Source organism: Algoriphagus terrigena DSM 22685, assembly GCF_000429445.1.
GTDB classification, from domain to species: domain Bacteria; phylum Bacteroidota; class Bacteroidia; order Cytophagales; family Cyclobacteriaceae; genus Algoriphagus; species Algoriphagus terrigena.
Genome location: NZ_AUBW01000005.1, coordinates 92,497 through 118,393, shown reverse-complemented (window position 1 = coordinate 118,393; position 25,897 = coordinate 92,497). Strand labels below are relative to the sequence as shown.

Genomic DNA, 25,897 nt, shown 5'->3' with positions numbered 1-25,897 from the left:
CAAATTTTCAGTATTTTGGAAGAAACAACATCTAAACCCATGAACCGCGATTTGATTTTGACAGCCCTTCAGGAAATTGTGCTTCAGGATGGCAAAGACCTGAAAGAAGTCCAAAGGTATCTGAGGATGAGGTACCGAATCGAGGCTGATGAGCTGGTCTTGAAAAGGCGATTGGAGAAAATCCTCCATACCGAAAAGGCCGTCGCCTGACGGTTGGTTTTTCAATTTGAATAAAAACGCACCACTCTTTCGCAGCTCCTGAATCCGGGCTGGACGATAATAACCTGATTATGAACAGGTAGGGAGTGGGTTTGTTTTTGAAGCTGATTTTTTAACCTCCTACTTTTCCCAAGTCACTTTTTTTAATTTTTGCAATTGTAAAAGTCGGACGTATTTTAGGGAACCAAACCGTTAACAATCCGTCTCAGTACTAAATTTTAACCCATTACTTATCATGAGCTTGGAAGAAAAAACCGCCTATTCTCAAGAGGAGCTGAGAGAATTTGAAGTGATCATCCTTCAGAAGCTCGCCAGTGCAAAAGAGGAACTGAATTCGTTGAAGGAGAGCCTGAGCAAGAAAAATGACAGTGGGACGGACTATACTGCTTCCACTTCAAAACTTTTGGAAGACGGTGCGGATACCTTGGAAAGAGAGAGCTTGAGCCAGCTTGCGGCCCGTCAGCAAAAGTTTGTGATCAACTTGGAAAATGCGCTGATCCGGATCAAAAACGGCACGTATGGTATCTGTGTAGATACCGGAAAATTGATCTCAAAAGAAAGACTGAAAGCGGTGCCACACACCATGCATTCCATCGAGGCCAAACTCGCCAAAAAGTAAAAGTGGATTTTCTTCATCGGCATATTGAGGCTCTGATTTTTTGTGCTCCAGAGCCGCTTGCCGTGGCCGAGATTTCCAAGTGTCTCAGTGAGATGTTTGCTGCTGAGGTGCCTTTGGATCACATCGAGTCGGCGATTTATGATTTGAGAAAGAAGTACAACGAGGAAGATTTTGCGTTTTCCTTGGAGCATCTGGGCGGCGGGTATCAATTTTTGACTAAACCTGCCTATCAAGCCAGCATCAGCATCTTGTTGAGACAGCAATCTCAGAAGAGACTTTCGAGCGCCCAGCTAGAGACGCTGTCAATCATTGCCTATAAGCAGCCGATTACCAAAGGAGAGGTGGAGCAGATCAGGGGCGTAAACAGCGACTATTCTGTGCAAAAGCTCCTGGAGAAAGAACTCATCGAGATAAAAGGCAAATCGGAAAGTGTAGGCAAGCCACTAATCTATGGGACTTCGGAGAAGTTTATGGAGTACTTTGGGATCAATTCGATCAAGGATTTGCCGCAGCCAAAGGACTTTTCCCAACCCGAAAATCAGATCGGCGAGGAGCGGGAGTAATCGCTCAGACAGGTTTTATCTTTGCCAGACTGGATACCAGAAACTTTTTACCTGAGTCGACTTCCTCACACAGTACCCTCGTCCTTCGCGTTTCTCCCTTTTTGAATTTCCTGCCGGAAAGGATGAACTGCCTCCCAGTCATCAGGTCGGAAAGAAAGATTTCATCTGATGCAGCTGCCGATGAACTGTCATATTTGCTCATCTCTTTCCGAAGGAAAAGATCGCGTGATGAACTAGCGGGCGGGTTTTGCATGTGATTTCTGAGGGGAATCAGGATGTCTTTCGGGAAAACTCGGTCATTTAGGATCGGTTCCATAAGTGTCCGAAAGGTTTTCTTCCACTCCAAGCCATGTGGAGAATGCCCTAATCCAAACTGCGCGAAAGCATGCAGATGGGCGACTTCATGGATGTAAGTCTGTAGAAACTGATAGGGATTTAGATCTGAGTTGATCGTGATTGTCTGGATTTTCCGGTCTCTGTGGTACCGAAAATCGCCCAGTTTGGTAGCTCTGGGTTTTTGAACCTTAAAAGTGAAGGGAATTTTCAGCCAAAGATCCAGGCAGTAGTCAATGGCTGGAGAGGGCAGATGTTTTTCAAAAATTTTCCTGAGCTGATCTGTGGGATTCATTTGCCCTAAAATAAAAAAAGAGTCCCGAATTCGGGACTCTTAATTTTTTCCTTCGCGGATTGATTACTGAGCTGGAGTAGCAGCAGTAGTGTCAGCAGCAACAGCAGCAGTGTCAACAGCAGGAGCTTCTTCAACTACTACTGGAGTTTCTTCAACTACAACTACTTCTTCAACAACTTCTTCAGTTGCTTTGTTACCGCAAGATGCAGTAGCGATCAAGCCAGCGATTGCGAAAATTGCAAATACCTTTTTCATTTGTTATGGTTTTCTTAATTACAGTACAAAGGTACTAGTATTATTTTCAATTGTACAAGAGCCGCTCAAATATTTTTTATTTGCTCTTGTAAACAATTTTTACAGGAACACCTTCAAAATCAAAATGTTCTCGGAGCCTATTTTCCAGATATCGGGTATAGGGATCTTTGATATACTGAGGGAGATTGCAGAAGAAAGCAAAAACTGGGTTTTTGGTTGGAAGCTGGGTGACGTATTTGATCTTAATGTATTTCCCTTTCCATGCTGGTGGCGGGTACTTCTCGATGTCGGCTAGCAGCGCATCGTTGACTTTTGAGGTAGGTACTCTTCGGGTTTTGTTTTCGAAAACTTTCACTGCTAGCTCTATTGCCTGCATGATTCGCTGTTTCTCGGTCACAGAGGTAAAGATGATCGGGATCCATTTGTGTTCCCCAAGTCTTTCGAGCATCTGAACTTTGATTTTGTCCATGGTTTTGTGATCCTTTTCGATCAAATCCCATTTGTTGACCATGATCATCACTCCCTTGTTGTTTTTGATTGCAAGTGAGATCAGGTTGATGTCCTGTGCTTCCATTCCCCGGGTAGCATCGACCATTACGATCACAACGTCGGATTCTTCCAGGGTTCGCAGTGAACGCATCACCGAGTAAAACTCGATATCTTCCTTTACTTTGGCCTTCTTGCGGATTCCCGCGGTGTCGGTGATGATGAAATCCTGGCCGAACAGCTTGTATCGGGTGTGAATCGCATCACGCGTGGTGCCAGCTTCATCAGTAACGATGGATCGCTCCTGCCCAAGGAGCGCATTCAGAAAAGAAGACTTACCCACGTTGGGACGGCCAAGGATGGAGATTTTGGGGATATCGGCATCGGGATCTTCCACACCCTCGTCCTCGAAGTGTTTGATCACTTCATCCAGCAGCTCACCTGTGCCACTACCGCTTGCAGATGCAATCGGATAGACCTCAAAGTCACTGATGCCAAGGGAATAGAATTCGTGTGCCATCATGGCTTTTTCCCGGTTGTCAGCCTTGTTGGCAACGATGTATAGGGGCTTGGTCGTGCTTCTGAGTTCGTTTGCAAACTCCATGTCCAGATCGGTCAGTCCATCTAGGCAATCGACGACGAACAAGATTACATCGGCTTCCTCGACGGCAAGTTTGACTTGCTTGCGAATCTCAGCCTCAAAGACGTCATCCGAACCGGTCACATATCCACCGGTGTCAATAACCGAAAAATACTTCCCAGACCATTGGGCATGTCCATAATGGCGGTCACGGGTGACGCCGCTCATGTTGTCTTCGATAGCCTTTCGCTCTTCTACCAAGCGATTGAAAAGCGTGGATTTACCCACGTTAGGTCTACCTACTATTGCTACAATATTTGCCATGATCAGGATGGGTCGTACCCAAATTTTTTAAGTTTCAATTTATTTTTTCTCCAGTCTTGCTCCACTTTCACAAAGGTTTCGAGAAAGACTTTTTTCCCGAAAAACTTCTCCAGTTCGGCCCGGGATTCAATCCCTACTTTCTTCAGCATCTTGCCTTTATCTCCGATGATGATGCCTTTTTGGCTGTCCCGTTCACAGTAAATAGTTGCGCGGATTTTGATGATCGCCTCTTCTTCGTAGAAGTCCTCGATGGAAACTTCCGTGCTGTAAGGGATTTCCTTTTTATAGTTGTTGAAGATCTTCTCGCGGATGATCTCGGAGGCAAAGAACCGTTCGGGGCGGTCGGTTAGTTCCTCTTTGTCGTAAAAAGGTGGATGCACCGGCAGCCGATCGATAATTTCCTGGAGGATTCGCTCAGTGTTGAATTTTTCCAGAGCGGAAATCGGAATAACCGTTTCGGATTTTATTCTTGAGGTCCAATACGCTGTGATTTCATCCAATTGCCCCTCTTTGGCCAGATCGACCTTGTTGATTACCAACAAAACAGGGACCCCAGAGGCATTGATTTTGGTGATCACATCTTCTATTTCCTCGTCATTTTCGAATAGATCCGTCACAAAGACGATCACATCCGCATCTTCCAGCGACAGGTTTACAAAGCCCATCATGTTCTTGTGAAGCTCATATTTTGGCTTCAGCATGCCAGGGGTATCCGAAAAAACGATCTGATATTCTTCGGTGTTGATTAAGCCTAAGATCCTGTGACGGGTGGTTTGAGCTTTGGAAGAAACGATCGAAAGTCGCTCACCCACAAGGATATTCATGAGCGTTGACTTGCCTACATTGGGTTTTCCGACAATGTTGACGAAGCCTGCTTTGTGGTTAGAATCGATCATTTCTCAAGATTTTTTTGCAAAGGTACTTGATTTTGTAGAGTTTGTCCTTACCTTTGTATCACAATCCGCCGGAAGGGTGGGTGACAAAATAGAAATAAGGGCATAGCCTTAAAAATATATCGCGGGATGGAGCAGTTGGTAGCTCGTCGGGCTCATAACCCGAAGGTCACAGGTTCGAGTCCTGTTCCCGCTACTTGGTAACTCCGGACAATGTCAAAATTGTTCGGAGTTTTTTGTTTTTCAGGGGTTTAGCATTATTTCGAATCTGTTTGATTCCGTTAAATTCCGATGGTTTTGTCCCCCTTTTTGTCCCCCAATTTGTCCCCCTTCTTGTCCGCCTTGATTTTTATCGGTATTTTGAACCATGATAGATTTCAAGATTTCTGCGGTTTTGAATCCGAAAAGTAAGAAGTCGCCCGACGGTGAAGCGATCTACTTGTGCATTAATCGTAAGGGAAGACACTACATCAATCTCAACCTTGAAAAGATCCCCAAAAATGTTTGGTCGGGAAAACCATTAAAATGGGTAAATAGTCAATACCTATATGCGGATTTTTACAATCAGGTAATTGCCAGAGAAATCTATCTTCTCCGAGAGATTATTCAGGATTTTTATAAGCGGAGTGAGATTTTGACCGCTGAAAAATTGAAAAACTACTATCTGGTTAAATATAAAGGGGTAAGAATAAAGGGCATTAATGGGGCAACAGCTCCAGGTGCAAGTGATAAAATTTCATCCTATATCGACTACTCCTTCAATTTTGGTGCAACATCAAAGAAGGCGGCCGGGACGAAGAAGGTTTATTTGACTTTAAAAAATTTGGTCACAAGTTATAAAAGCCAGGCTGTCATGGCGGATTTAGATGAAGCCTATGTTTTGGGATTCATAGATTTCTTGCGGAGCAATGCAACGGAGATTAATTCCGATACTACTGTGGCAAAATATGTGGACCGTCTCAAAGTGATCTATCGGGAGTATTGTGATCAGTATGGGATCCTCTTTAAGAAGAGAATTTTTGAAAGATTGGACGTTGACTCAACCAAAAGGCCGGACAAAATTATCTATGTTAATGATAAACAATATGAACTGCTGTCGGGGTTGAAGTTTCTACCGGAGGAAAGTAGACTTGAAATCACTAGGGATCTTTTCTTGGTGCTTTGCAATACAGCTCTTTATTATAATGATTTGATCGGGATTCGGTCTGGAACCGGGTTTGACTGGAACTTATTAAAGGAAAATCCTGAGCACATGGTGCTCCAGGGAGAGCGGAAGAAAAATGGGGAGGAATTTTGGATTCCTCTAAACGATACAGCCAAAAGGATCGTCAAAAAGTACTTTCGAGAAGGTGAAGAATTATTGTTCCCAAAGGATGTGGCGATATCGGAGCAGAAGTTTAACCAGCACCTGAAAGTTCTCGCTGAGAAAATTAAATTTCCGGATGTACTTTCAAATAAGGTTGGACGGAAGACCTTTGGTACGTGGACTGATCGCTTGGGAATGGATGACAATGATATCAGGATGATATTCGGTCATTCCCCAGGTTCGGTACTAAAGAAATACTATACCGAGAGGAAAACGGTAGAAACCTATAGGAGAATCCTTTCTGTAATTCAGAGATAATATGCAAAAGAAAAGTAAGCTCTCGATAAAGCATTATCACGGCAATGAACTTGAAAAGATTGGGAAGTCATCAGCTGCTTTTCCTTTGTATGTAATGGTGAGATATAAAAATGTCAAAACCAGATTTGCCTCTAGGTTCGGGATAAGGTATGTGAAGCAAAATGGAGGGGATGCTGCGGCTTTAAGCGGCTTGAACCGAGAAGTAATCAACATTATCGACGCCGACGTCAAGCATATTGAAATGCTGAGGGATTACTTTGAAGATTGCCTGGGAGTGGAATTTACGCCGTCTATGGTAGTAGATGAATTCTATGAGAGTACTGCTTTGGAAAATGTGGCTGATTTTTTCGATCAGATATTGGAGGACAAAGAACTCAAGTTGATTCTATTAGAGATAGATCAAGATTTGATTGATCTTTTGGAGGCAGCTGGTCCCATCCGTTTTTTGTCTGGCCTCCGACATCTTGACTCGGACCTTTTTGATAGAATAATGGAAATCGAGACGGTAAAGGAAGTATTCGAGTATTATGAGATTTACAAGTCTTTGAATTGGCAGGAGGTAGATAGGCTACAATTTCGGATGGCACAAACTGACGATAATAAAGATTTGATCAGATTGAAAAAATGGCTTGATGTAAAGTTTGATGCCGAAATGCGGCACCGATATGATCTCAATCCAATAAATCTGACTCAATAAAAAAATCGGTACCCGGTGACCGATTTACATTTTTTCTTTATATTTGAGTAAATCAAACTCAAATCAAGATGAATCAAGACACTTTTATTCCGTTTTCGGCTGTTAGCCAAAAATGGCTGGAAGAGAAATTCAGAAATCTGGAAGAGAAAATCTCAAGTATTAATCCAGCTAGTAAGTCCATCAAAGATGAATGGTTGTCGCTTCAGGAGTTCATGGAAGCGACAGGGGTGAAATCTCATTATTCGATTTCAAAAATGGAATCAGTTTCGGAGTTAAAGGGTCAGGAGTTTCGCTCCATGTACCGAGGAAAAAGACGGTTTATTCACCAGAGTGAGGTGGATAGATTTTTTGCGGGGGAGTTTGAGAATTAAAAAAGGAAAGGATGGCCGTCCTTTCCTTTTGTTGAAAATGCTCAATAGGCAGTTCCTTGGTGCGCTTTTAACCTTCGCAAAATTAAAAACATGCTCCAATTTGAACAATCTTTTGGTCAAAATCAACCTAGGCAAGACGGTTCATTCAACTTTTTGCATCCTCAAGACAATGCTGACAAGATCCTGCTATCCTGCTCATAGCTAATCGGATGGATTCTAAAAGTTTACGAAAAATTGAAAATAGCATTTAAGACAAAATGCTAGTCGAAACCTTATTGCCAAAAAAATATGACCTCAATTAATCAAAATAACAACTCCAATGATCCTCAGCCTGGGGATTTTTTGATCATCAAGTCCGCCAACGAATGGATAGATGAAGCCAAGAGTAAACCAATTCCGAAGAAGATCTTTGGCCCATTTTGGTATGAAGAAGAGCTGTGCATTCTCTTCGCTGATACTAATCAAGGTAAGTCTTTACTCGCAGTACAAATCATCGACAGTGTGTCCAAAGGAGTTCCGACCCTGGGATTGGAAATGGAACTGAAAGCGTCCAAAGTCATCTACTTCGACCTGGAATTGACAGCCAAGCAATTTGAAATGAGATATGCTCAGTACGATAAGGAAAGGGATATTTTGTTTGATCATTTCGAATTCAGCGATCTTTTTTTGAGGGCAGAAATCAATCCCTATGGATTTGATGAGGCTTTTGAAGAGTATGAAAGCTTTCTTTTTAAAGAGATAGAGGTTCAGGCCTCCAAGTCAGGTGCAAAAATCCTCGTTATAGACAATCTGTCTTGTGTGATTTCAGATAATGAGAAGGCTAGGAATACCACTCCATTTTTGATTCGGCTAAACAATCTGAAGAAGATTTATGGCTGGTCAATCCTCTTAATTGCTCATACTCCAAAGAGGAACCCATTTTCTCCGATCAGTAGAAACGATATCCAAGGCAGCAAGAGCTTTATTAATCTAATCGATTCTTGTTTCGCTGTGGGTGAAAGTCAAAAAGACCCTTCCATTAAATATTTGAAGCAGATAAAAGTCAGGTATGGGGCTTTTAAATACCCATCTGAAAATGTCTTAGTCTGTAAAATCGGCAAAGACTCAAATTTCAGTTCGTTTCGATTCCTCCAATTTGGAAAAGAGTCTGATCATTTAAAGCAACTGAACCAGATCGATAGATCTCAAATGAAGACCAAGGCCTTGGAACTCAAAAATGAGGGCCACACGAATGTGAAGATAGCTGAAGAACTCGGAGTGTCAGAAGGGGCTGTGAGGAAATGGCTAAAGCAAATTGAGGTAGACGAGTAAGCTCAATCGTAAAAATCGAACTGTACGAGGGGTACGAGGTGTGCGAATCGTACGATTTCACCTTCCTTTTACCCCTCGTTTTCTTTTTGCAGGTAATCTGACAATTCACGACAAAAGGAAAGATAAGGCTCCTTTAAATCAGGAAGATGTATTATTTATGTATAGATGTATTTATATAAAAATGTAAATATTGTGAACTACTATGAAGTAAAACAAGAAGCCGCCAGGATCAAACAGGATTTCCCGGTGCTCGATTATTTCCAAAGCTTGGTCAAATCCGGATTTCTTAAATACGAAGGCATTCACGGGAAAGAATATTTCTTCGGCTTTTTGGAACAGCGAACTGGCTCTATTGCGGTGGATGACAAAGCCAATGTTTGGTATGATCATGCTGCCGGAAAGGGAGGAGATATTATCGCAGCGGTACAGAAATTTGAGAACAAAACCTTTTTTGAGTCAGTAGAAAGCCTTTCTGGATCTGTTTCAGAAAGAGAGTTTGTTTCCCGGCAAATAACGGAAATCACCCAAAAGATAGTGGTGGAGAAGGTATCTGAGATCAGCCACGATGCATTGATCCAATACCTGAGATGCAGGGGAATAGATCTTCAGGATATTGCCCCCTTTGCCAAAGAGGTGCATTGGCGGAACAAGGGAAAGCGATATTTCGCTGTGGGTTTTCCTAATCAATCGGGCGGATGGGTACTCCGATCCTCTATTTTTAAAGGAAATATTCTGGGAGGTGGCATTTCGATTCAGATCCTTGGGACTATTAGAAGTATCAAAGTTTTTGAAGGCTGGTTTGACTTTCTGAGCTATCTGAAGCTTTCCGGAGCGACAGATTTTAAAGCCATCATTTTGAACAGTACGGCCAATCTAAGTATGCGGCTAATGCTTGATATTTTAAAGGAAGAGCAGAAAGTAGAGCTCTATCTGGATAATGACGCTACTGGAGGAGCTTGTTCCAATGGATTTATCGAGATTGCTCAGCTGTACCAATACTGCGTCAAACGTGGATTGGCTACTGACTGGGATTTGACACTGTTGAGAGGAAGTAAGAAAAAAATAAGGAAGCTACTATCCAACTTAAGCATCGAGCCTTCGAATGAGGAGAAAATTTGGAAAATGGAGGTAGATGTTTTTGATCAGCGGAAGATCTATTCAGGCTTTGAAGATTTAAATATGTTTTTGGTGGGAAATGATGGTACTTCGGATTTTTTATTGGTTTCTTAGGGAACTCCTGAATTCTATAAAAACGCTAAGGAATATCCTTGAAGTAGTCGCTGAAATTGTTAATTTGGAAGCTTAGGATTTCTAATTGTAAAACAAGAATCTTTGGGGGTGAGTTAAAAAAAAAATCCAGTTCTATTTTTACTTTTGAATTATGAGCGAAGAACTTAAAAAATTAATTAATACTCTATCAGTCAATAGTTTCCGAGATCTTGTTCAGGAATATTGCAAAGAAAAGTATTCAACTAAACATGTTCGAATAACCGATGGTCCCTATGATGGTGGAAATGACTTAGAGATTATTGTTGATGGAAAGGAATTAAGAAAAAATATTCAAATTACTGTACAAAAATCTGGATATGAACGTAAGCTCGAAAAGGATATTGTTAAGTCTGCTGAAAATGTAGCCAAATACGGTTATTTGAACAAGCTGGATTTTTATACAAGCCAAGATGTACCTAAGGACACGGTTAATAAATTAGTTTTAAATGCTGAGGTGAAGTATGGAATTGATTTGAAAATAATTGATGCAAAGAGTCTTGCAAGTGAGGCAAGTTCCTTTAGTAGTATAAGAAAGGTTGCATATAAATCTCATGGAATAAATGAGACAAACTCTTTCTCAACAATTAGTAAGGAATCTAAACTTCTATTTGATGTACTTACTTTGAATAGTAATACAGTTGAGGTCAGGAAAAATATTATCTATTCCCTGATATTCTCTTATTTATATACAGCAGGAGATTCTACAATTGATGAAATATCGGAAGGTTTACGATCCCACTTACAGACAAAAATTGATACACATGATTTGCTCCAAGAGCTAAACTATCTGAAATCTAGAAGATTTATTCTAACACCGAACGCTAAATCACATTATTGCTTATCAGAAGAGAAACGTTTACAAATTGAAGAAATTAATGATCGTATAATCCTTGAGGAGAATCAAGTAGAAAAAGAGATTGAGGACTTTATTTCTTATAATAATCTAAATTGTACTTCGTTAGAACTTGTTGAGTTTTTAAAGCAAATTCATACTGAAAACTATAAAATAGATATTGAAGAGATTAATCAAACAGAAAGTTCATTTAGTGCGTCGCTCAGGAGATCTTACAGCGATCTTCAGCGATTTATTGAATCCAAGGGAGGTAAATCAGAGGAGATACAGAAAATTACGAAGGAACTACTAGAGAAATGTTCCGAGAATTCCTATTTTAACAAACTAGCAACAACATCCCTATTTTCCAATCTTTATGCTTCTGATAAATTAGAATCTTATATAAATGATAGGAAAAAGACAATTGTTATTGATACGCAAATTCTAATACGTATTCTTTGTGTATGGTACCAACAATCTGTTGAATTCAACGATACGGCATTTGATGCAGTGCAGAAGTTGATGACCGCCTTTAATCGATACAGATCATCTATTATATTGCAAACCACAGAAGATTACGTAGAGGAAGTGGCTGGACATTTTGAAGAGGCAATTAAACTTCAAAGGTTTCTAAAGCTTCCATTCATTGAAGATATCGGTTCATCTAAAAATGTATTTTTCAACGCTTTTTTGACTTTTAAGGCAAAGGATATTATTGATTCTGATATGGATTTTGATGAGTTTATTGAGGATTTGATTGGTGAACCTATAACAAGCTATAAAGAGTCACATTTTTTCGATGAGATATTAGACAGATTGATTGACTTATTTGAGGCTGCGAATTTTGAGATTATTTATCATCCTAAATATGAGGATTATCAAGGGATAAAGAAAGCTTACGAAATCAATTTAGCATATGCTGGAAAGGAGCGTTCTTATAAGGCTAGGGAGCATGATTTAAGAACTATGCTATATTTATCAAATCCTGAAAATCATAAAGAAGTAGAGACGGGTCAGCACAATGAGCCATTTTTGATAACCTGGGATTCAGCTTTTTATGGATTTAGGAAGGAGCTTTCAAGGATAAATAAGCAATTGTCATTTTGGTATATCTACTCACCTTTGAAAATGGTGGATAGATTGTCCATCTTAAATTTTAAGATATCTCCTAAGGCAGTCACTTCCAATGTGATTGCACTTGCGGAAACAAATTTTAATTATTCCAATAAGACCAGTTCGTTTTTTGACGTTATTTCAACTTTATTTAACAAAGAAGATGTTTCTGAACTTTCCATAATAAAGCGTCTAGCTGATTTAAGAAAGGAAACTCTTGAACAAAAGGGAAATTTAGATGATTCTGAAATTAGATTTGGTAGTTCTGAGACACCGTTGACTAATTTGCTTTTAGATATCAGGAATTATTACGGCTCTGCTCAATCTCAATATAACCTGACAAGCTTGATCTCCGCATTCGAAATTGAGGATAATTCCGATTCTATTGTTTCTTTGTTGGCGAATCAGATGAATGATTATAAGCCCTTAATGGATTTAGCGAAATTGTATTCAGAATTTGATAAGTTAATAGAAAATACTTCGAAGATTTAGGGTCTGTCTAATATAGTTGGATTTTTTTATCTTTAATCCTATAATGCTTCCCAATAGCAGTCAAAATCATATCCGTCAATTAAGCCTGGGTCTCTCGGCCGATTTCGCACTTGGGGTTATCAAACATGTCGGTAGGGAGATTTAGCTTCTTCTGTATGTTTTGCTCAGTTTGATCTGTTTAGAATTTCCTCGACCAGGATTTCCTGGCCAACTTTCGTGGGATATTCAAAAATGCATCATCAAGAGAATTACTTCGAGACATTCACACTTTTTGAAAAAGAAAGACGTGGGCGGCATTGAATTCCGGAATAAGTTAGCTCTTTATCCTCGGGGCGGCAAAGAGCTTCCGGCATAAAGCTCGCGCGCAATCCTCAGCTGGTTTATTCCTTTTCCTCTTGGCCTCGCTCGGAACAGGGCTGGGATCATTCCATAATTCATGTTTCACCAAAACTCAAAAAATTATGGAGGCTTTAAATCAATCATTTCACTTTAATGAAGTCGCAGAAATTACACTGGCTTATCGACCAAAAATCAAGGCAAGCCAACGTCCGAAGGTTACATGCTCCAGGCAAGTTTATGATGTCCTGTTGAAATTCTGGAATTCTGACGCGCTGGAATACATCGAGCAGTTTCAAGTGATGTTACTCAGCAGGGGAAACCGTGTGTTGGGTATTTGCGGCATTAGTACCGGTGGAACGGCAGGAACTGTTGTAGATCCTAAAGTGGTCTTTGCTGGTGGATTGAAAGCGAATGCATCCTCCTTAATTCTTAGTCACAATCATCCCAGTGGAAATCTTCAACCATCTGAACAGGATAGAAGACTTACCCGAAGACTGGTTGAAATCGGTCGTGCTTTAGATTTACCTATTGTAGATCATGTTATTTTGAGTTCTGAAGGATATTTTTCCTTTGCAGATGAAGGGGAACTTTAGACTTCCTTTCTTTTAACTGAATGCTAGGATGAAAGTGGTAGGATTAAAAACAATCACAGTCGCGTTTTGACATTGTCCAATTTAAATGTGATTTTGGGCCTTGATCAAATCACCCAATTGCTTAATTTGACGTAAAATAGGCTACACGCAAGACGGATATTTATCACATTTGAAATAGAATTTAGATTTGTAAGGATCCTACAACCAGTTTAAGAATGAGACAATCACCAAACGCTGAGACTTTAAAATATTTGTATGTGTTATCTGGAAATGTATGTGCTTATCCGGATTGCAGCCATCCGATCTTTAATAATGACGGACTTTACATTGCTCAGCTTTGCCATATTCATGCGGCGGAGAAAGGAGGGCAACGTTATAATCACGAGCAATCGGACGAAGAAAGAAGATCATCAGATAATTTGCTGTTCATGTGTCACCGTCACCATAAAGAAACTGACCCATTGACCGCTGACGCACTGCGATCTATGAAGCAGGATCATGAGTCACAATTTACCGAAAAAGGACGAGAGGCAACTCAAAACATGATAAGGCAAGTGCTTTTGGAAATCAACAGTTATTGGGACCAGCTTTCAAGGAAGTCTTTTGAGTTTCATGATTTAAAAATCGAAAGAGATTTTAATAAAGGAGTCTTAGGTCTTTTGGACGAACTTGAAGAGCATTTCCAAAGCGTTATGTCTTATTGTGACATTTGCGCTCAATCTGATAGTTCTCAACGACTTCATGAAGACCTATCAACCCTGCTCTCAAAGGTTGGTATAAAAAAGGACATACTAGAGAAAGTGCCATATTATGAAAATCCCTTTGTCAATAGAAACTGGGAGCTTCACAATATCGGAAGGCCAAACTTCAATTCCCACTTTAAGTTGACCCTTCATCAACTAAGAGTCAAGATAATTGAAGAGCTCTTAAAATCAGATCCAAAAAATGGAGATTTAAGGGACATTCTTAATAAGTTTAGAGACGATTTTGATGAGAATTACACAAACTCGTATTACGTTGATTGAAATAAAAAGCCATTGATTCTTATTTCCTGACTATCATAACCAAGCTTTAATCCACATAATGTAAAGATATACAATGATAACAGAAGAAACTTATAATAAATCATTCAAGAACCTTTTCGAGAAGCTTAATGTAAGCGGGAAATTTTTATTTCAAACTAAAATAGAACTTCCTTTTCAAATACCAGTCCCAGATGGCTATTGCGTTATTTCAGATTTTGATAATAGAAGCGAATATTGGTCAATTTTGTATTTCACATCCCGTAATATAGAAAATCAGGTAAGAATATTTGATAAAAGTGTACCATTAAATACAAAAAAGACGGAAGTGACCCTTTGTGTTGTGGGATCCGAATTTAAATTTGACTCGTTCGAGAAAGACGGCGTTGAAAGAATCCTTTCAGATGAGCATACATACTTTTTCGACAAATCTCTAGACCATTTGAACGCTGTTATTCTAGCCTATTCTGTTCATTTTCAAGATGAATACGTTTACCAGATAACAAAATTTGATCTGCCTCCATTCTGTGGTTATGAGCTTATTAACACAACAGAATGGTCCGTTGAGAGCATTTTATTCGTCTTGCATAACAATATTGATGTGAATTTAAATGAAATCACATTGAAGCAATGTGATGCACTTCAAAATTTCAGTAATCATATTATTTCAAATGAATATATGTTTTTACTTCCTGAAAAGTACCTTTTATTGGCAAAAAATAAACTGAATAAAGGGTTGTATTCAGAGGCGGTTACATTTGCTCAAACAGCAATAGAGGTTAAGATAAAAAGGCTTTTTTACTACTTCCTTAATGTCGAAGGTTTATATGAAGATGAAATTATTGAGGTAATGGAAAATACTACATTTATGTCTATGATTAAAAAAGAATTATCTAAAAGACTTGGTGGTATATGGGATATTACAAAAGAGGGTTCTGAAATAGGGAATTGGTATGAAAAATGCTATTCTCTAAGAAATCGGGTTGTGCATGTTGGTTTTATTCCAGAATTATATGAAACAGAACAAGCTCTCAAATATGCTAAAATCTTTGCGTTTTATATAATACAACTTATTGAAAAGAAAAAAAAGACCTACCCCGAACTTTATAATAACATTAAAATCGAACTATGAATCATTGGGGATAGTAAGAGCCATTAGCCTAAGGGCGGGTGAAAATGTTGATTGGACATTCTACCACGTAGCTACTTTTATTTTGAACTGACAATTTTGTCCTCTTAAATTCGAAAATACCCTAAGCGCCAAACTCAATAGTCGCGATTTCAATAAAAAATAGCACTACCAGGGAGTGTTTTTTTTCAAGAAATAAAGTGCATTCCTTCCCTAAATCCCATAATACTCCGCAACCGCCTTCAAAATCATATCTCGCATGGAAGCTTTGGTCTCTCGGCCGATTTCATACTTGAGCTTGTCAAACATGGCTGAGGGAATTCGGAGGGAATAGATTTTCACATCTTCGGTATCAAACTCCTTACTCGATACTTTTTCTTTTTGTTGAATTTCTGGTTCGGAATTGATTAGCACTCCGATTCCTCGCTGTTTGGTGCCGAGGTTTTTATTGCCCTTACTTGGGTCGTTTAGCTTCTTAGCCATGTGTTGCTCAGTTTAATCGGTTTAGAATTTCATCGACCAGCATTTCATAGTCCTTGGCCCCATTGGAGTCAGGTGCATAGTCGAAAATGGTTTGGCCTTGGAGTTGGGCTTCAGCCAAGGCTACATTGATCCGGATTTTGGTATCGAACACTTTATCCTGTAGATCCTCGGTGAGTTTTTCTACAATGGTTTTGGTCAGAATTCGGTTAGGGTTGATTTGGGTAATGAATACACCACCGATTTCCAATTTGTCATTTAGGTTGTCCCGGACTTCCTTTACTATCCCCAGTAGACGATCTACTCCTTTGTAGGCAAAATACTCGCCTTGAAGTGGTAGGAGAATGGTGTCACTTGCTACCATGGCATTGACGGTTAACAGCCCAACTGAAGGGGGACAGTCAATGATGATATAGTCGTATTCTGACCGGATTGGCTTTAGGAGTTTATGGAGGATTTGCTCCCGGCCAATTTTGGATACGATCTCCATTTCAGCACCCAAAAGATCGATGGATGACGGAACCAGGTCCAGGTTATCAGAAATGTTCAGGATGGGTAGTTTTTTGTTCTCCCTGATGGAGTCATAGACCGATTCCTCAGGATCTCCGACTCCCAGTCCCTCTGTTAGATTTGCTTGGGAGTCGATATCTAGGAGCAGGACTTTCAGTCCTTTTTTTGCGAGACCAGCACCGATATTGATTGAGGAAGTGGTTTTGCCTGTTCCTCCCTTGTGGTTCATTATTGATATTGTTTTCATCGCCTTGGGGTTTATTCCAAGATACAAAAAATCATTTAATTAAAGATATATTTATATAAAAGTGTAATTACTTTTTATTCAGATCGGTTTTAAGCTTTTCAATGATTTGGTTCATTGAATCAGCTTGTTCGCGAAACTGATTGTTCTCAGCGGCAAGCTGATTGATTTCCTTTTGGAGTCTTTGAATTTCCAATTGGAAGTTGGCAATTAGAGTTTGTTCTTCGGAATTCTGATTTTCATCTGCTGGCAGGAACATTTCTCCTTCACCGGACTCGAGCCAAACCACATTTACACGGTGTTCCCTTTTTAGAAGGATTTTAATTTTTCCAGAGACATTGTTTTTGCCTCTTTCAATGTCTGAATAGCCAGCTTGAGTCAGCCCAATCGATGAAGCAAATTCCACCTGGGTTTTATCCAAAAATCCCCTAACAATTTTTAATCGCTGATTCTCAGTCACTAATATTTGCCGTCATGATTCCGTTTGACTAAATGCCGCTGAAAATATCGCAAAACCATATATTTGTATATGTGGATATATTCAAACGGAATAGTTCAATACCCTTTTATAGATCATCCATTTTGGGTGATGAACTGAAGTCGGAAAAGGTACCGATTTCTTAAGGTATTAAAATCTCCACAATGTGCCATACGCAGGAAAGCTGAGCTTGAAACGGGAGGATGTAACCGGTTCCCATAATTTTCCTTTTGTCGCTTTTCGAAAGATACCCTAGGACAAATATATACCTATAAATGTATTTAGAAATGGGTTAAATGTGATTTCTGTATTTCTGCCTATATATATATATCTATATGTAGATATAAGATTTGTAACTACCTGTAATCCTGAGGATTGAAGATTAATTGCCTGAGGGCTTCGTCAAGTTTGTGGGTTTTTGGATACGGGGAGAGCATAGCGAGCGTTGAGGGTTAGACAGGATTTTTACCCAAAATGAGGGTTGAGGTACATATTGCGTTACCCTTGCAAGTTGTGTATTTGTATAACAAATTCTGACGAATTTCTTAGCCAAACACGACTTTGCCTTTTAGGGGATTCTCTACAGAATCCACCCAAAAGGAGCCATTTAACCTCGCAACTCGGTTAAATTTTAAAAGATTGAAACATGAAGAAATTCATCGAACAGGATCGAAAGAAAATCATCAACATACTGGTAGAGTCATTCAAGGGGAATAGATCCGTCGATTTTGTGGTCGGTGATTCTGCTAAAGGACGGGAGGTTTTGATGGAGTATAGTTTGGAAAACTGTTTGGAAAATGGGGAGGTCTTTGTTTCAGATTCGGGAAAATCGTGTGTCCTCATCAAATATTCAGATCAAAAGAGGAAGCCATTAAGTCTTTGGATCTGGGATCTTAAGCTTGCTCTTCGTGGAATCGGAATCCCAAAGATTTCGAAAGTCTTAAAAAGGGAATCCAGCATCGAGGAAGTCCAGCCAAAAGAGCCTTTCTTATATGTATGGTTTATTGGTGTAGAACCGGAAAGCCAGGGGGCAGGTGAGGGCTCCAAACTCATGAAGTCAATTCTGGAAATTGCCAAAGAAAAGAATCTTCCAGTCTGTTTGGAGACTTCTACCGAGCGCAATTTTAAATGGTATGAGCGTTTCGGGTTCTCAGTCTATGCTTCTTCCGCTCAATTTGGTTTTCCGTTTTACTTCTACAGAAAGGATTTGCAATGACAGTTTTTGGAACGGACATGCACGTAGCGACATTCATTTTTGTCATTTGTGAGGTGTTATTTTTTGTGTCGCAGTTGGTTTTCTATCTCCAAAATCCGGCTGAAGAAAATCGCAAATATTACTTGATCCTTTTGGCGTTGTTAATCATTTACAACGTAGCTGGCGGATTGTTTCCAGATCCAGAACTTCCGCTTTCCATAAAGCTTCAAATCAATTTGGCCTATGGTTCAGGTTTTATGATGGGAGCGTATTTCCCTTTGTATTTCTATCGGGTTTTCGGTCTGGATGATTTGAGGTGGGATGCACGGACGGGGATCTGGATATTCTTAATCGCTCCATTCTTCCTTTTCTTTAGTGTAGGGCTTCCCTTGTTAGATGATCTACCTACAATTCTTTGGTATGGGTTGGCAATCCCCCTGGGATATGCAGTCTATTTGGTCGGAAGGATATTTCTAAGTATCAGGAAAAAATACAGAGGATACCAAAATTCACTGGATGCAATCCTTACCTATTCGGCTGCAGTTCCATGGGTATTGCTTCCGCTTTTTAGCTATGTGAGTGCTTCTCAATTTGTAGAGGTGATGTGTACCAATGTCGGCTTCATATTCATCACTTTTTTGTTCATCCGTAAGATGATCTACGAGAACAGAAAAGTTTTCGAGAAGCTTAATGATTTCGACCAGAAATATCAGGTTGATCAAAGTGCTTTTTTCAGTCAAAGATGCGCCGAGGTCGGATTGACCAAAAGAGAATGCGAAGTCGCTGAACGGGTATCACAAGGATTGACCAGTAAGGAGATAGCCGAGGTACTTTTTATTTCGGAACGAACAGTAAATAAACACCTTCAGGCGATTTACAAGAAGTCTGAAAGCAAAAACAGAGTGGAGTTGATTAACTCGTTAAACTCTTATTCATAATACAAAAAATCGGGTTTAAACCCAAGGGGTAGGTATATCTGCGTATATAAATATATAGATACGCAGATATACCTATTTTTCGTTTTTGCGCAGTTCTAGGTATTTTTTTCACCCAGCCGATCTGATTATTTGCTCAAAATTCAGATCGATGAAAGACAATGCTTCCAATTTGAAATTGGTCGCTTTTAGGATTCATCCGACCCAAGAAGCTCAAATAATAGCTGAATCTAAACGGCTTAACATCTCAAGAAGCGCGCTGGTCAGAAGGTTACTCAATGGTGCAGAAGCAAAGATCATTGACACCACCGGAATCCTAAATGCGATAGAAAAAATTGTTTCAGAGCAAGCTAGGGTGAACAACAACATCAACCAATTGGCGAAACATGCCAATACCTACAGAGACAGGATTTCTCCCCAGGTATTTCGAGATCATAAGGTATTGATGACAAAGCATCTGGAATACCGGGACTTCATGAATAAGGTTTTAAAACAGATATATCAGATTATCAAATGAGGGCTAAGATTCTATCCAGTACAAGCACATTTAACGGGGTCGACTACAACACCGACAAGACCAATAACGGAAAGGGTGAGCTAACTCGATTGCGGAATTTTGGGTACTTACAGGATTCTAAAGGAGTGACGCCATCAGAAGTAAAAAACTATCTGACGGCACATTCCAACAGAAATTCCATTGTTAAGGACAAGCAATTTCATGCGGTGATCAGTTGCAAGGGCCGTGAATATTCCAAGGAGCAGCTGACTGATATAGCCCATGAGTGGATCGACAAAATGGGATATGGAAGCAATCCTTTCCTGATTGTTTTTCACAAGGACACCGCAAACAATCATGTTCATATTGTTTCCTCAAGAATTGATAAGGAAGGAAAGAAGATCAACGATTCTTTTGAAAAACTGAGAGCTCAAGAAGCGATCAATGAAATCATGAGACTGAATCCAAAGCATGAAGCGGTGAAGGCTGCTGATAGGTTGATGGAATTTAGCTTCAGTACCAAAGCTCAAGGATTCATGATCCTCGAAAATTTGGGATTCAAAGTGAGGGAAAAAGGTGAGCAGATCGAATTGATTAAGTATGGTTCAATTCAAGGTCAGATTCCTATTTCAGAATTCAACCAAAAGATACAGTCCTATCAATTGGATAAGGACCGCGCAAAGCAGCTGAAGGCGATTCTGGATAGGTATTCCAAGGTTTACCAAACCAAACCCACTTGTCTTTTTGAACCTACACACGGCGGCAAAAAAGGAAAACAAACTGGGTATCGCTCGGATCTCGCTGATTTTATAAAGGACAAATTTGGGGTTCAGCTTGTGTTCCATGGGAAAGATGAAAAAAGGCCCTATGGTTATTCTCTGATTGATAATGCCAACAAGGTCATTTTAAAAGGCAGCGAAGTATTTCCAATCCAGCGATTTTTTGAACAGGAAGGCGAAAAAAAATTCTATCAATCACAGAAGTCAAGCAAGGAGAAGCCCGTCGATTTGATCGAGGCAAAAGTGAAACTGCAATCAGCGCTCAATGATTTCTCGACTATTCGCCAAGGCTTGGAGCACCATTCATTGAAGGTGGAGAATAGGGAGGGGAGTCCTTATCTGAAAACAGTCCAAGGAGATATCGCCGCCAGCGACATTCTTTCTCCCGAGCAGCAGCTGGCATTAAGGCAGTACTTCCAAGAAAGCGAAACCGATAAAGGGGTACAGAGTCATGAGATTTTTGACCTGGTTCCTGTACTAAATATTGCCAATGACATCGATGATGAAGCGGTGCACGGCAGGAAAAGAAGCAAAAAACGCAAGGGAGACAATGAAATCACGAGATAAAGGGTTAGCCATGATCATTCTATTCGCAAACCAAAAAGGCGGAGTGGGAAAAAGTACCCTTGCGGTTCTGTTTTCAAATTTTGCCGTCCAGAAAAGGAAAAGAAAGGTGAAGGTTTTTGACATGGACTTTCAGCAGTCCTTGTACAACAAATACCTCAATTCGGATCTGCTAGAAAATGAAAAGCTATATGAGGTCGAGCTTGCGAACATTCCGGGATTTAAGTCCATCCAAAAAAAGGCGAATCAAGATCCGTCGCAGCTGACCGTCATAGACCTTGCGGGGAAAATGGATGACGATAATCTGATCCAAGTTTTTAAAGAGGCTGAATTGATCATGTGCCCTTTTTGCTACGATGAATATAGCGTGACCAGCACTTTTGAATTTTGCTATGTGGTCAAAAAGGTGAATCCATCGAGCAAGATCATCTTGATTCCCAATCGAGTCAAGTCGTCTGTCAAATACGAAACGCTGGAAAGCGTCAACCAGGCATTGGGTCAATTTGGGGAACTATCCTCACCGGTATCTGACAGAATTGATTTTCAGAGGCTGACGACCTCCTACACCCCTGAAACTCTGGTCCCAATTCTGGATCCAATTTTCAATAAACTTTTTGATGACCATATAGAAACAGAATCCACATGGGAAGCGGAGACTACATAAATAAGCTGGTGCAAGGAGTTCGAGGGGAGATGGCTATCAGTGGAAACCAAGATATGGTGCCTTCAGACTCTCAAGAAAATGAAAGTGTCGCCAAGGAAGAATCAGATATCAACAGCCTTTTGGAAAGCATGAGAAAATTTAAAGTGAAGGGAGAAACCAAAAGATTGATCCGAATGGATTCCAGGACCGAAAAGGTCTTGAAGTTATTGAATCCCACTTTTCGAGTGGATGTGACCTCCTTTGTAAATTTTTTGTGCTGGGAGTTTTTGAAGGAAAATCCGGAATTGATCAAAGAAATCAAACAATCACACCGAAAGATAAAGCTATGACTTGGACAGACTTCTTTCAATACCTATCCCTTTTCTATGTGGTGTACTACGCTGTAAATGTCGTCTTCGATGTTTTGCGCAAACCGCAACTTTCAGAAATGTCAGCAGGGAATGCCTACACTTTCCAAACCGATCTAAACGAGTTTGACGAAAGTCCGATGGTGATTGAGGATAATGATCCAATGGTTGATCCTGTGAAGCCCAAAATAGAATCGGCTTCCCAGACTGAAATATGGGGCAACAGCGATGAGGATTCAGAGGATGTCGAATTTAAAATCAATGATCCCAGCCCTGTCAAATCTACGGGAGGAGTGACCACCCTCAATTCCCTCTTTGTGCTCGCCAAGGAAGGCACTATCGAAATGAAAAAGAAAGTCGTGTTCTCATGAAGGTATTTCATCGATTAACCCTATGCGCTATCCTTTCCCTCTTTTTCTTTTTGTCGGGATCTGAGGCCTATGGCCAATCCCCTCCTGGAGTAACAGAATTTAATGAGGTAGAATCAGATATGGAAAGGATCTATGTCGCTCTCTCCCAACTGTCATTTGTCATTGGTGCTGTCTCGGGAATATTGGGTGGGCTTCGAGTCTACAATAATTGGCAGATGGGAAAGCATCATATAGATATTCAGGTAATAAGCTGGTTTAGCGCCTGTCTATTCCTGTCAATCATAGGCTTTTTTCTCAGCGGCCTTTTCGGAGTTCCTCTCACATGAGACTATAAATCCAATCATATATAGTTAGTCAAATATTTTCTTACCAAAACCACAAAAGTCATGTTCAACAGAACCAAAAAAATCCTAGCAAGCGCATTTGTAATGACGCTTGCAACAATATCCGCCAAAGCTCAAGGTGTCGCAGGAATCACGGCGGCTGAATCTTCACTACTCGGCTATGTCGATCCAGTGGCAAGCCTTTGTCTAGTAATTGGAGCCGTGGTCGGGCTCATTGGAGGTGTGAGAGTTTACATCAAGTGGAATTCAGGAGATCAGGATATCAATAAAGAATTGATGGGCTGGGGAGGTTCCTGCCTGTTTCTAGTCCTAGTAAGTGTGATCATCAAAGCTTTTTTCGGTGTCTAATGGCTAAACAATTTCCGATCTATAAGGGGCTTCAGAAGCCTCTTATTTATCGGGGTTTTCAGGGAAAGTTTATCGGCTGGGGAGTCGCCTCACTTGTCATTGGTGTCGTCTCGGGAGGATTGATTGGAAGCTTAACCAGCATGGTTTTAGGCGGTGTAATCACAATATCAGTGATGACAACCGGACTACTCATCACTTCTCAGCAACAGAAAAAAGGCCTGCATAGCAAAACAAGGTACATAGGAGTGTTTCAGATCGCCACATCCTTAAAATCTAAATAATCATGTTCAGGAAAAAAAGGAATGAATTTAAGCTGCCCTACTTGGGGGTTGAAGATCAGATCCATGGGTTTCATTGTCTATTCAATCTCAAGGGCGATTTTGGTGTTATTCTTAAATTGGAAAATCCAGTATTGCAGTATTCGGCCGATTCATCCAAATACGATTCCTTTCACCAGCTATACACCAACCTGATCAAAATACTTGGAGAAGGGCATTTGATCCAAAAACAGGACATTTTTTCAAGAAAAACCTACAGCCAAAAATTTTCAAAAGAATACCTACAGCAAAAGTATGATGATCATTTCCAAGGGCGTCAATATACTTCGCTGAAGACATTTTTGGTAATTACCAAACGGGCAAAAGGCAGGTACAATCAAAAGTCAGTGGTTGATTTTATCCAGACACTTGGTAAGGTTACCGACCTTTTTGAACGTGCAGGAATTAAGGCGGAATCACTCTCAAGAATTGAGACTGACCGATATGTGAAACGAATTCTCAGTATGAACTTCCATGAGGAAGAGATTGTACTGGACAATCTACTTGCCGAAGAAAGCCAAGTGGAAAGTGGAGAAAGAGCATTTCGGTCGATCACCTTGGTTGATACCGACAAAGTAGAACTTCCGGAAAAAGTAACCACCCATTTGGAGCGTAACGACAAGGATAGCCTTAAAGGGTTTCCGGTAGATAATATGGCCTTCCTTTTCGTTGTCCCTAATTTCCAAACCATAGTTTACAACCAGGTCATTGAAATTATTGAGCAGAGATCCACGCTGACCAAGCTTGAATTGAAGCGAAAGCGGCATTCCGGGATACCCGATCCAGCCAATAATATTTGCGTCGAAGATATTGACAGGTTATTGGAAGACGTGGCCAGGCATAACCAACTTTTGGTCAATTGCCACTTCAATGTGGTCGTTTCTGCCAAGAAGGAACACATCCAAGGAGCTTGTAATTATGTGGAATCCTCGCTTTTCCAACAAGGCATTGTAGCAAACAAGAATTCCTATAACCAATTGGAGCTTTTCAGGACTCTACTTCCCTGCAATACCGCTGAGTTGAAAGTTTATGATTACTTCCTAACCACCTCTGATGGTGCATTATGTTTTTTCTTGAAGGAGTCACTGAACAAGGATGAGAAAAGCGGTTTCCAGATCCGATTTACGGATAGGCAAGGAATCCCTTTGAAGATTGATCCGGCTGATTTGCCAATGCAAACCAACAGAATCAACAATCGAAACAAGTTCGTATTGGGACCTTCCGGTTCGGGGAAATCATTCTTTATGAATGCGCTGATCGAGCAGTATTGCATGTGGAATAAGCGACCCAATCCGAAATGGCTGATGGATGTGGTCATTGTCGATACCGGCCACTCGTATTCCGGACTTTGCCAATACTACCAAGGGAAATACATCACTTACACCGAGGAAAAGCCAATAACCACCAACCCTTTTTCCATTACTGAAGAAGAGTATAACATCGAGAAGAAAGACTATCTCCTGACCCTGATTTCCCTTTTGTGGAAGACAGCGGAAGGAACAGTTTCTCAGGTTGAAGCTGATGTTATTTCCAGTACGATTTCGGCCTACTATTCCTCTTTTTTCTCCAAGGAAAGTACGATCGACCGGCTTTGCTTCAACAGCTTTTATGAATTCGCCCTGGAGAAAATCCCCGAAATCAAAGACCGTGAAAGCATTGGATTTGAACTTGAAGAATTCCGCTTCGTGCTTAAGAAATTTTATAAGGGAGGAGAGTTTGAAAATCTGCTCAATGAGAAAGTGGACCAGTCTTTATTTACCGAATCTTTTGTGGTTTTTGAGATTGACAGCATCAAGGAGCATAAGGTACTTTTTCCGATAGTCACACTCATTATTATGGATGTCTTCATCCAGAAAATGAGATTCCGAACCAAATACCGGAAAGCGCTCATCATCGAAGAGGCTTGGAAGGCCATCGCCTCCCCACTCATGGCAGGCTATATTTTATATCTCTATAAAACCGTTCGAAAATTCTGGGGTGAAGCCATAGTGGTAACCCAAGAACTGGGAGATATCATCGGAAATGCGGTGGTCAAAGACAGTATCGTCAATAATTCAGATACCATCTGTCTTTTGGATCAGACCAAGTTCAAAGACAATTATTCTCAAATCGCCTCTCTGCTTTCCATCAATGAAAATGAAAGGAAAAAGATTTTCACGATCAATCAGCTGGATAACCAGGAAGGGAGGGGAAGATTCAAGGAAGTATATATCAGGAGAGGATCTGCCGGTGAGGTGTATGGGGTGGAAGTTTCCTTGTACCAATACCTGACTTATACCACGGAAAAGCCCGAAAAATCAGCCATCGAAATCTATATCCAAGCCTTTGGAAGATACGAAAAAGGACTGGACGCTTTTGTCGAGGATTTCAAAGCTTCTGAGCTTTCCCTTCATGAGTTTTTTGGGGAGGTCAACAAGCAAGGGGCTCCGATTAGAGAAACACTAGCTGCCACTTTTTAACCATGAC

28 protein-coding genes and 1 tRNA gene are annotated in these 25,897 nt (G+C 40.4%); 22 read left to right on the top strand and 7 right to left on the bottom strand.

Annotated features, from left to right (window positions below; genetic code table 11):
* Positions 1-39: 39 nt before the first annotated feature.
* The 3 genes from G459_RS30135 (at position 40) to scpB (ending at position 1,401) form a co-directional block, all read left to right on the top strand.
* Positions 40-210 (top strand): hypothetical protein, encoded by a 171-nt coding sequence (locus G459_RS30135; RefSeq protein WP_169724998.1) that lies wholly within the window; start codon positions 40-42, stop codon positions 208-210.
* Between the two features lie 244 nt (positions 211-454).
* Positions 455-838: a TraR/DksA family transcriptional regulator gene (locus G459_RS0104675; protein WP_026966595.1), complete on the top strand. Its 384-nt coding sequence runs from the start codon at positions 455-457 to the stop codon at positions 836-838.
* A gap of 2 nt (positions 839-840) precedes the next feature.
* Positions 841-1,401 carry an SMC-Scp complex subunit ScpB gene (scpB, locus tag G459_RS0104670; protein ID WP_026966594.1) on the top strand — a complete coding sequence of 187 codons (561 nt, stop codon included), beginning with the start codon at positions 841-843 and terminating at the stop codon, positions 1,399-1,401.
* Positions 1,402-1,405: 4 nt separating this feature from the next.
* Here scpB and G459_RS0104665 read toward each other — a convergent pair whose 3' ends face one another.
* The 4 genes from G459_RS0104665 to era form a co-directional block, all read right to left on the bottom strand.
* Positions 1,406-2,029, bottom strand: coding sequence for a SprT-like domain-containing protein (locus tag G459_RS0104665; RefSeq protein WP_026966593.1), 624 nt, complete (start codon positions 2,027-2,029; stop codon positions 1,406-1,408).
* 63 nt (positions 2,030-2,092) lie between these two features.
* Positions 2,093-2,284 carry a hypothetical protein gene (locus tag G459_RS0104660; protein WP_026966592.1) on the bottom strand — a complete coding sequence of 64 codons (192 nt, stop codon included), beginning with the start codon at positions 2,282-2,284 and terminating at the stop codon, positions 2,093-2,095.
* 76 nt (positions 2,285-2,360) lie between these two features.
* Entirely contained in the window at positions 2,361-3,674 is a 1,314-nt protein-coding gene (der, locus tag G459_RS0104655) for a ribosome biogenesis GTPase Der (RefSeq protein WP_026966591.1), read from the bottom strand.
* 2 nt (positions 3,675-3,676) lie between these two features.
* Positions 3,677-4,570: a GTPase Era gene (gene era / locus G459_RS0104650; RefSeq protein ID WP_026966590.1), complete on the bottom strand. Its 894-nt coding sequence runs from the start codon at positions 4,568-4,570 to the stop codon at positions 3,677-3,679.
* A gap of 120 nt (positions 4,571-4,690) precedes the next feature.
* Between era and G459_RS0104645 the strand changes: the two genes are divergently transcribed.
* From G459_RS0104645 to G459_RS0104590, 10 genes are all read left to right on the top strand, one after another.
* Positions 4,691-4,763, top strand: a tRNA-Met gene (locus G459_RS0104645).
* Between the two features lie 171 nt (positions 4,764-4,934).
* Positions 4,935-6,191, top strand: a complete 1,257-nt coding sequence (locus G459_RS0104635) for a tyrosine-type recombinase/integrase (RefSeq protein ID WP_026966589.1) — start codon at positions 4,935-4,937, stop codon at positions 6,189-6,191.
* Between the two features lies 1 nt (position 6,192).
* Positions 6,193-6,888, top strand: a complete 696-nt coding sequence (locus G459_RS0104630) for a hypothetical protein (protein WP_026966588.1) — start codon at positions 6,193-6,195, stop codon at positions 6,886-6,888.
* Between the two features lie 68 nt (positions 6,889-6,956).
* A complete protein-coding gene (locus G459_RS0104625; protein ID WP_026966587.1) occupies positions 6,957-7,259 on the top strand; it encodes a hypothetical protein in 303 nt (100 codons plus the stop codon).
* 288 nt (positions 7,260-7,547) lie between these two features.
* Positions 7,548-8,570, top strand: coding sequence for an AAA family ATPase (locus G459_RS0104615; protein ID WP_026966585.1), 1,023 nt, complete (start codon positions 7,548-7,550; stop codon positions 8,568-8,570).
* A 165-nt stretch (positions 8,571-8,735) separates the two neighbouring features.
* Positions 8,736-9,800, top strand: a complete 1,065-nt coding sequence (locus G459_RS28840) for a toprim domain-containing protein (RefSeq protein ID WP_051315073.1) — start codon at positions 8,736-8,738, stop codon at positions 9,798-9,800.
* Between the two features lie 151 nt (positions 9,801-9,951).
* Positions 9,952-12,276 (top strand): hypothetical protein, encoded by a 2,325-nt coding sequence (locus G459_RS0104605; RefSeq protein WP_026966584.1) that lies wholly within the window; start codon positions 9,952-9,954, stop codon positions 12,274-12,276.
* 461 nt (positions 12,277-12,737) lie between these two features.
* Positions 12,738-13,208, top strand: coding sequence for a JAB domain-containing protein (locus G459_RS0104600; protein WP_026966583.1), 471 nt, complete (start codon positions 12,738-12,740; stop codon positions 13,206-13,208).
* Between the two features lie 215 nt (positions 13,209-13,423).
* The gene (locus tag G459_RS28835) at positions 13,424-14,233 is read left to right on the top strand and encodes a hypothetical protein (RefSeq protein ID WP_026966582.1); all 810 of its coding nucleotides are present in this window, start codon (positions 13,424-13,426) and stop codon (positions 14,231-14,233) included.
* 73 nt (positions 14,234-14,306) lie between these two features.
* Complete coding sequence (locus tag G459_RS0104590) at positions 14,307-15,362, top strand: hypothetical protein (protein ID WP_026966581.1); 1,056 nt, start codon at positions 14,307-14,309, stop codon at positions 15,360-15,362.
* Positions 15,363-15,572: 210 nt separating this feature from the next.
* Here the strand turns inward: G459_RS0104590 and G459_RS0104585 are convergent, their stop codons facing one another.
* The 3 genes from G459_RS0104585 to G459_RS28830 all read right to left on the bottom strand — a co-directional run bounded on the left by G459_RS0104585 (position 15,573) and on the right by G459_RS28830 (position 17,053).
* On the bottom strand, positions 15,573-15,842 hold the full coding sequence (locus G459_RS0104585; protein WP_026966580.1) for a hypothetical protein: 270 nt from the start codon (positions 15,840-15,842) through the stop codon (positions 15,573-15,575).
* Positions 15,843-15,849: 7 nt separating this feature from the next.
* A complete protein-coding gene (locus G459_RS0104580; protein ID WP_026966579.1) occupies positions 15,850-16,596 on the bottom strand; it encodes a ParA family protein in 747 nt (248 codons plus the stop codon).
* A 67-nt stretch (positions 16,597-16,663) separates the two neighbouring features.
* Positions 16,664-17,053, bottom strand: a complete 390-nt coding sequence (locus tag G459_RS28830; RefSeq protein ID WP_051315072.1) for a helix-turn-helix domain-containing protein — start codon at positions 17,051-17,053, stop codon at positions 16,664-16,666.
* 664 nt (positions 17,054-17,717) lie between these two features.
* On the opposite strand from G459_RS28830, the gene G459_RS0104570 reads away from it, so the two are divergent.
* The 9 genes from G459_RS0104570 (at position 17,718) to G459_RS0104520 (ending at position 25,890) form a co-directional block, all read left to right on the top strand.
* A complete protein-coding gene (locus G459_RS0104570; RefSeq protein ID WP_026966578.1) occupies positions 17,718-18,287 on the top strand; it encodes a GNAT family N-acetyltransferase in 570 nt (189 codons plus the stop codon).
* A complete protein-coding gene (locus tag G459_RS30540) occupies positions 18,284-19,204 on the top strand; it encodes a helix-turn-helix domain-containing protein (RefSeq protein WP_026966577.1) in 921 nt (306 codons plus the stop codon). The genes G459_RS0104570 and G459_RS30540 overlap by 4 nt, the downstream gene beginning before the upstream one ends.
* Positions 19,205-19,352: 148 nt before the next feature.
* On the top strand, positions 19,353-19,718 hold the full coding sequence (locus G459_RS0104560) for a plasmid mobilization protein (RefSeq protein WP_026966576.1): 366 nt from the start codon (positions 19,353-19,355) through the stop codon (positions 19,716-19,718).
* The gene (locus G459_RS26830) at positions 19,715-21,043 is read left to right on the top strand and encodes a relaxase/mobilization nuclease domain-containing protein (RefSeq protein ID WP_051315071.1); all 1,329 of its coding nucleotides are present in this window, start codon (positions 19,715-19,717) and stop codon (positions 21,041-21,043) included. The genes G459_RS0104560 and G459_RS26830 overlap by 4 nt, the downstream gene beginning before the upstream one ends.
* 10 nt (positions 21,044-21,053) lie before the next feature.
* The gene (locus tag G459_RS0104550) at positions 21,054-21,704 is read left to right on the top strand and encodes a ParA family protein (RefSeq protein WP_026966575.1); all 651 of its coding nucleotides are present in this window, start codon (positions 21,054-21,056) and stop codon (positions 21,702-21,704) included.
* A gap of 325 nt (positions 21,705-22,029) precedes the next feature.
* On the top strand, positions 22,030-22,422 hold the full coding sequence (locus G459_RS0104540) for a hypothetical protein (RefSeq protein ID WP_157373278.1): 393 nt from the start codon (positions 22,030-22,032) through the stop codon (positions 22,420-22,422).
* On the top strand, positions 22,419-22,748 hold the full coding sequence (locus G459_RS0104535; protein WP_026966573.1) for a DUF4134 family protein: 330 nt from the start codon (positions 22,419-22,421) through the stop codon (positions 22,746-22,748). The genes G459_RS0104540 and G459_RS0104535 overlap by 4 nt, the downstream gene beginning before the upstream one ends.
* Positions 22,749-22,808: 60 nt before the next feature.
* Positions 22,809-23,114 carry a DUF4134 domain-containing protein gene (locus G459_RS0104530; RefSeq protein ID WP_026966572.1) on the top strand — a complete coding sequence of 102 codons (306 nt, stop codon included), beginning with the start codon at positions 22,809-22,811 and terminating at the stop codon, positions 23,112-23,114.
* 283 nt (positions 23,115-23,397) lie between these two features.
* A complete protein-coding gene (locus G459_RS0104520) occupies positions 23,398-25,890 on the top strand; it encodes a TraG family conjugative transposon ATPase (RefSeq protein WP_026966570.1) in 2,493 nt (830 codons plus the stop codon).
* Positions 25,891-25,897: the final 7 nt, after the last annotated feature.

What these genes read in the sequence shown, in the direction of transcription:
- G459_RS30135 (WP_169724998.1), top strand. Translation starts at nt 40, where the DNA reads ATGAACCGCGATTTGATTTTGACAGCCCTTCAGGAAATTGTGCTTCAG.
- G459_RS0104675 (WP_026966595.1), top strand. Translation starts at nt 455, where the DNA reads ATGAGCTTGGAAGAAAAAACCGCCTATTCTCAAGAGGAGCTGAGAGAA.
- G459_RS0104665 (WP_026966593.1), bottom strand. Translation starts at nt 2,029, where the DNA reads ATGAATCCCACAGATCAGCTCAGGAAAATTTTTGAAAAACATCTGCCC.
- G459_RS0104660 (WP_026966592.1), bottom strand. Translation starts at nt 2,284, where the DNA reads ATGAAAAAGGTATTTGCAATTTTCGCAATCGCTGGCTTGATCGCTACT.
- der (WP_026966591.1), bottom strand. Translation starts at nt 3,674, where the DNA reads ATGGCAAATATTGTAGCAATAGTAGGTAGACCTAACGTGGGTAAATCC.
- era (WP_026966590.1), bottom strand. Translation starts at nt 4,570, where the DNA reads ATGATCGATTCTAACCACAAAGCAGGCTTCGTCAACATTGTCGGAAAA.
- G459_RS0104635 (WP_026966589.1), top strand. Translation starts at nt 4,935, where the DNA reads ATGATAGATTTCAAGATTTCTGCGGTTTTGAATCCGAAAAGTAAGAAG.
- G459_RS0104630 (WP_026966588.1), top strand. Translation starts at nt 6,193, where the DNA reads ATGCAAAAGAAAAGTAAGCTCTCGATAAAGCATTATCACGGCAATGAA.
- G459_RS0104625 (WP_026966587.1), top strand. Translation starts at nt 6,957, where the DNA reads ATGAATCAAGACACTTTTATTCCGTTTTCGGCTGTTAGCCAAAAATGG.
- G459_RS0104615 (WP_026966585.1), top strand. Translation starts at nt 7,548, where the DNA reads ATGACCTCAATTAATCAAAATAACAACTCCAATGATCCTCAGCCTGGG.
- G459_RS28840 (WP_051315073.1), top strand. Translation starts at nt 8,736, where the DNA reads ATGTATTTATATAAAAATGTAAATATTGTGAACTACTATGAAGTAAAA.
- G459_RS0104605 (WP_026966584.1), top strand. Translation starts at nt 9,952, where the DNA reads ATGAGCGAAGAACTTAAAAAATTAATTAATACTCTATCAGTCAATAGT.
- G459_RS0104600 (WP_026966583.1), top strand. Translation starts at nt 12,738, where the DNA reads ATGGAGGCTTTAAATCAATCATTTCACTTTAATGAAGTCGCAGAAATT.
- G459_RS28835 (WP_026966582.1), top strand. Translation starts at nt 13,424, where the DNA reads ATGAGACAATCACCAAACGCTGAGACTTTAAAATATTTGTATGTGTTA.
- G459_RS0104590 (WP_026966581.1), top strand. Translation starts at nt 14,307, where the DNA reads ATGATAACAGAAGAAACTTATAATAAATCATTCAAGAACCTTTTCGAG.
- G459_RS0104585 (WP_026966580.1), bottom strand. Translation starts at nt 15,842, where the DNA reads ATGGCTAAGAAGCTAAACGACCCAAGTAAGGGCAATAAAAACCTCGGC.
- G459_RS0104580 (WP_026966579.1), bottom strand. Translation starts at nt 16,596, where the DNA reads ATGAAAACAATATCAATAATGAACCACAAGGGAGGAACAGGCAAAACC.
- G459_RS0104570 (WP_026966578.1), top strand. Translation starts at nt 17,718, where the DNA reads ATGAAGAAATTCATCGAACAGGATCGAAAGAAAATCATCAACATACTG.
- G459_RS30540 (WP_026966577.1), top strand. Translation starts at nt 18,284, where the DNA reads ATGACAGTTTTTGGAACGGACATGCACGTAGCGACATTCATTTTTGTC.
- G459_RS0104560 (WP_026966576.1), top strand. Translation starts at nt 19,353, where the DNA reads ATGAAAGACAATGCTTCCAATTTGAAATTGGTCGCTTTTAGGATTCAT.
- G459_RS26830 (WP_051315071.1), top strand. Translation starts at nt 19,715, where the DNA reads ATGAGGGCTAAGATTCTATCCAGTACAAGCACATTTAACGGGGTCGAC.
- G459_RS0104550 (WP_026966575.1), top strand. Translation starts at nt 21,054, where the DNA reads ATGATCATTCTATTCGCAAACCAAAAAGGCGGAGTGGGAAAAAGTACC.
- G459_RS0104540 (WP_157373278.1), top strand. Translation starts at nt 22,030, where the DNA reads ATGACTTGGACAGACTTCTTTCAATACCTATCCCTTTTCTATGTGGTG.
- G459_RS0104535 (WP_026966573.1), top strand. Translation starts at nt 22,419, where the DNA reads ATGAAGGTATTTCATCGATTAACCCTATGCGCTATCCTTTCCCTCTTT.
- G459_RS0104530 (WP_026966572.1), top strand. Translation starts at nt 22,809, where the DNA reads ATGTTCAACAGAACCAAAAAAATCCTAGCAAGCGCATTTGTAATGACG.
- G459_RS0104520 (WP_026966570.1), top strand. Translation starts at nt 23,398, where the DNA reads ATGTTCAGGAAAAAAAGGAATGAATTTAAGCTGCCCTACTTGGGGGTT.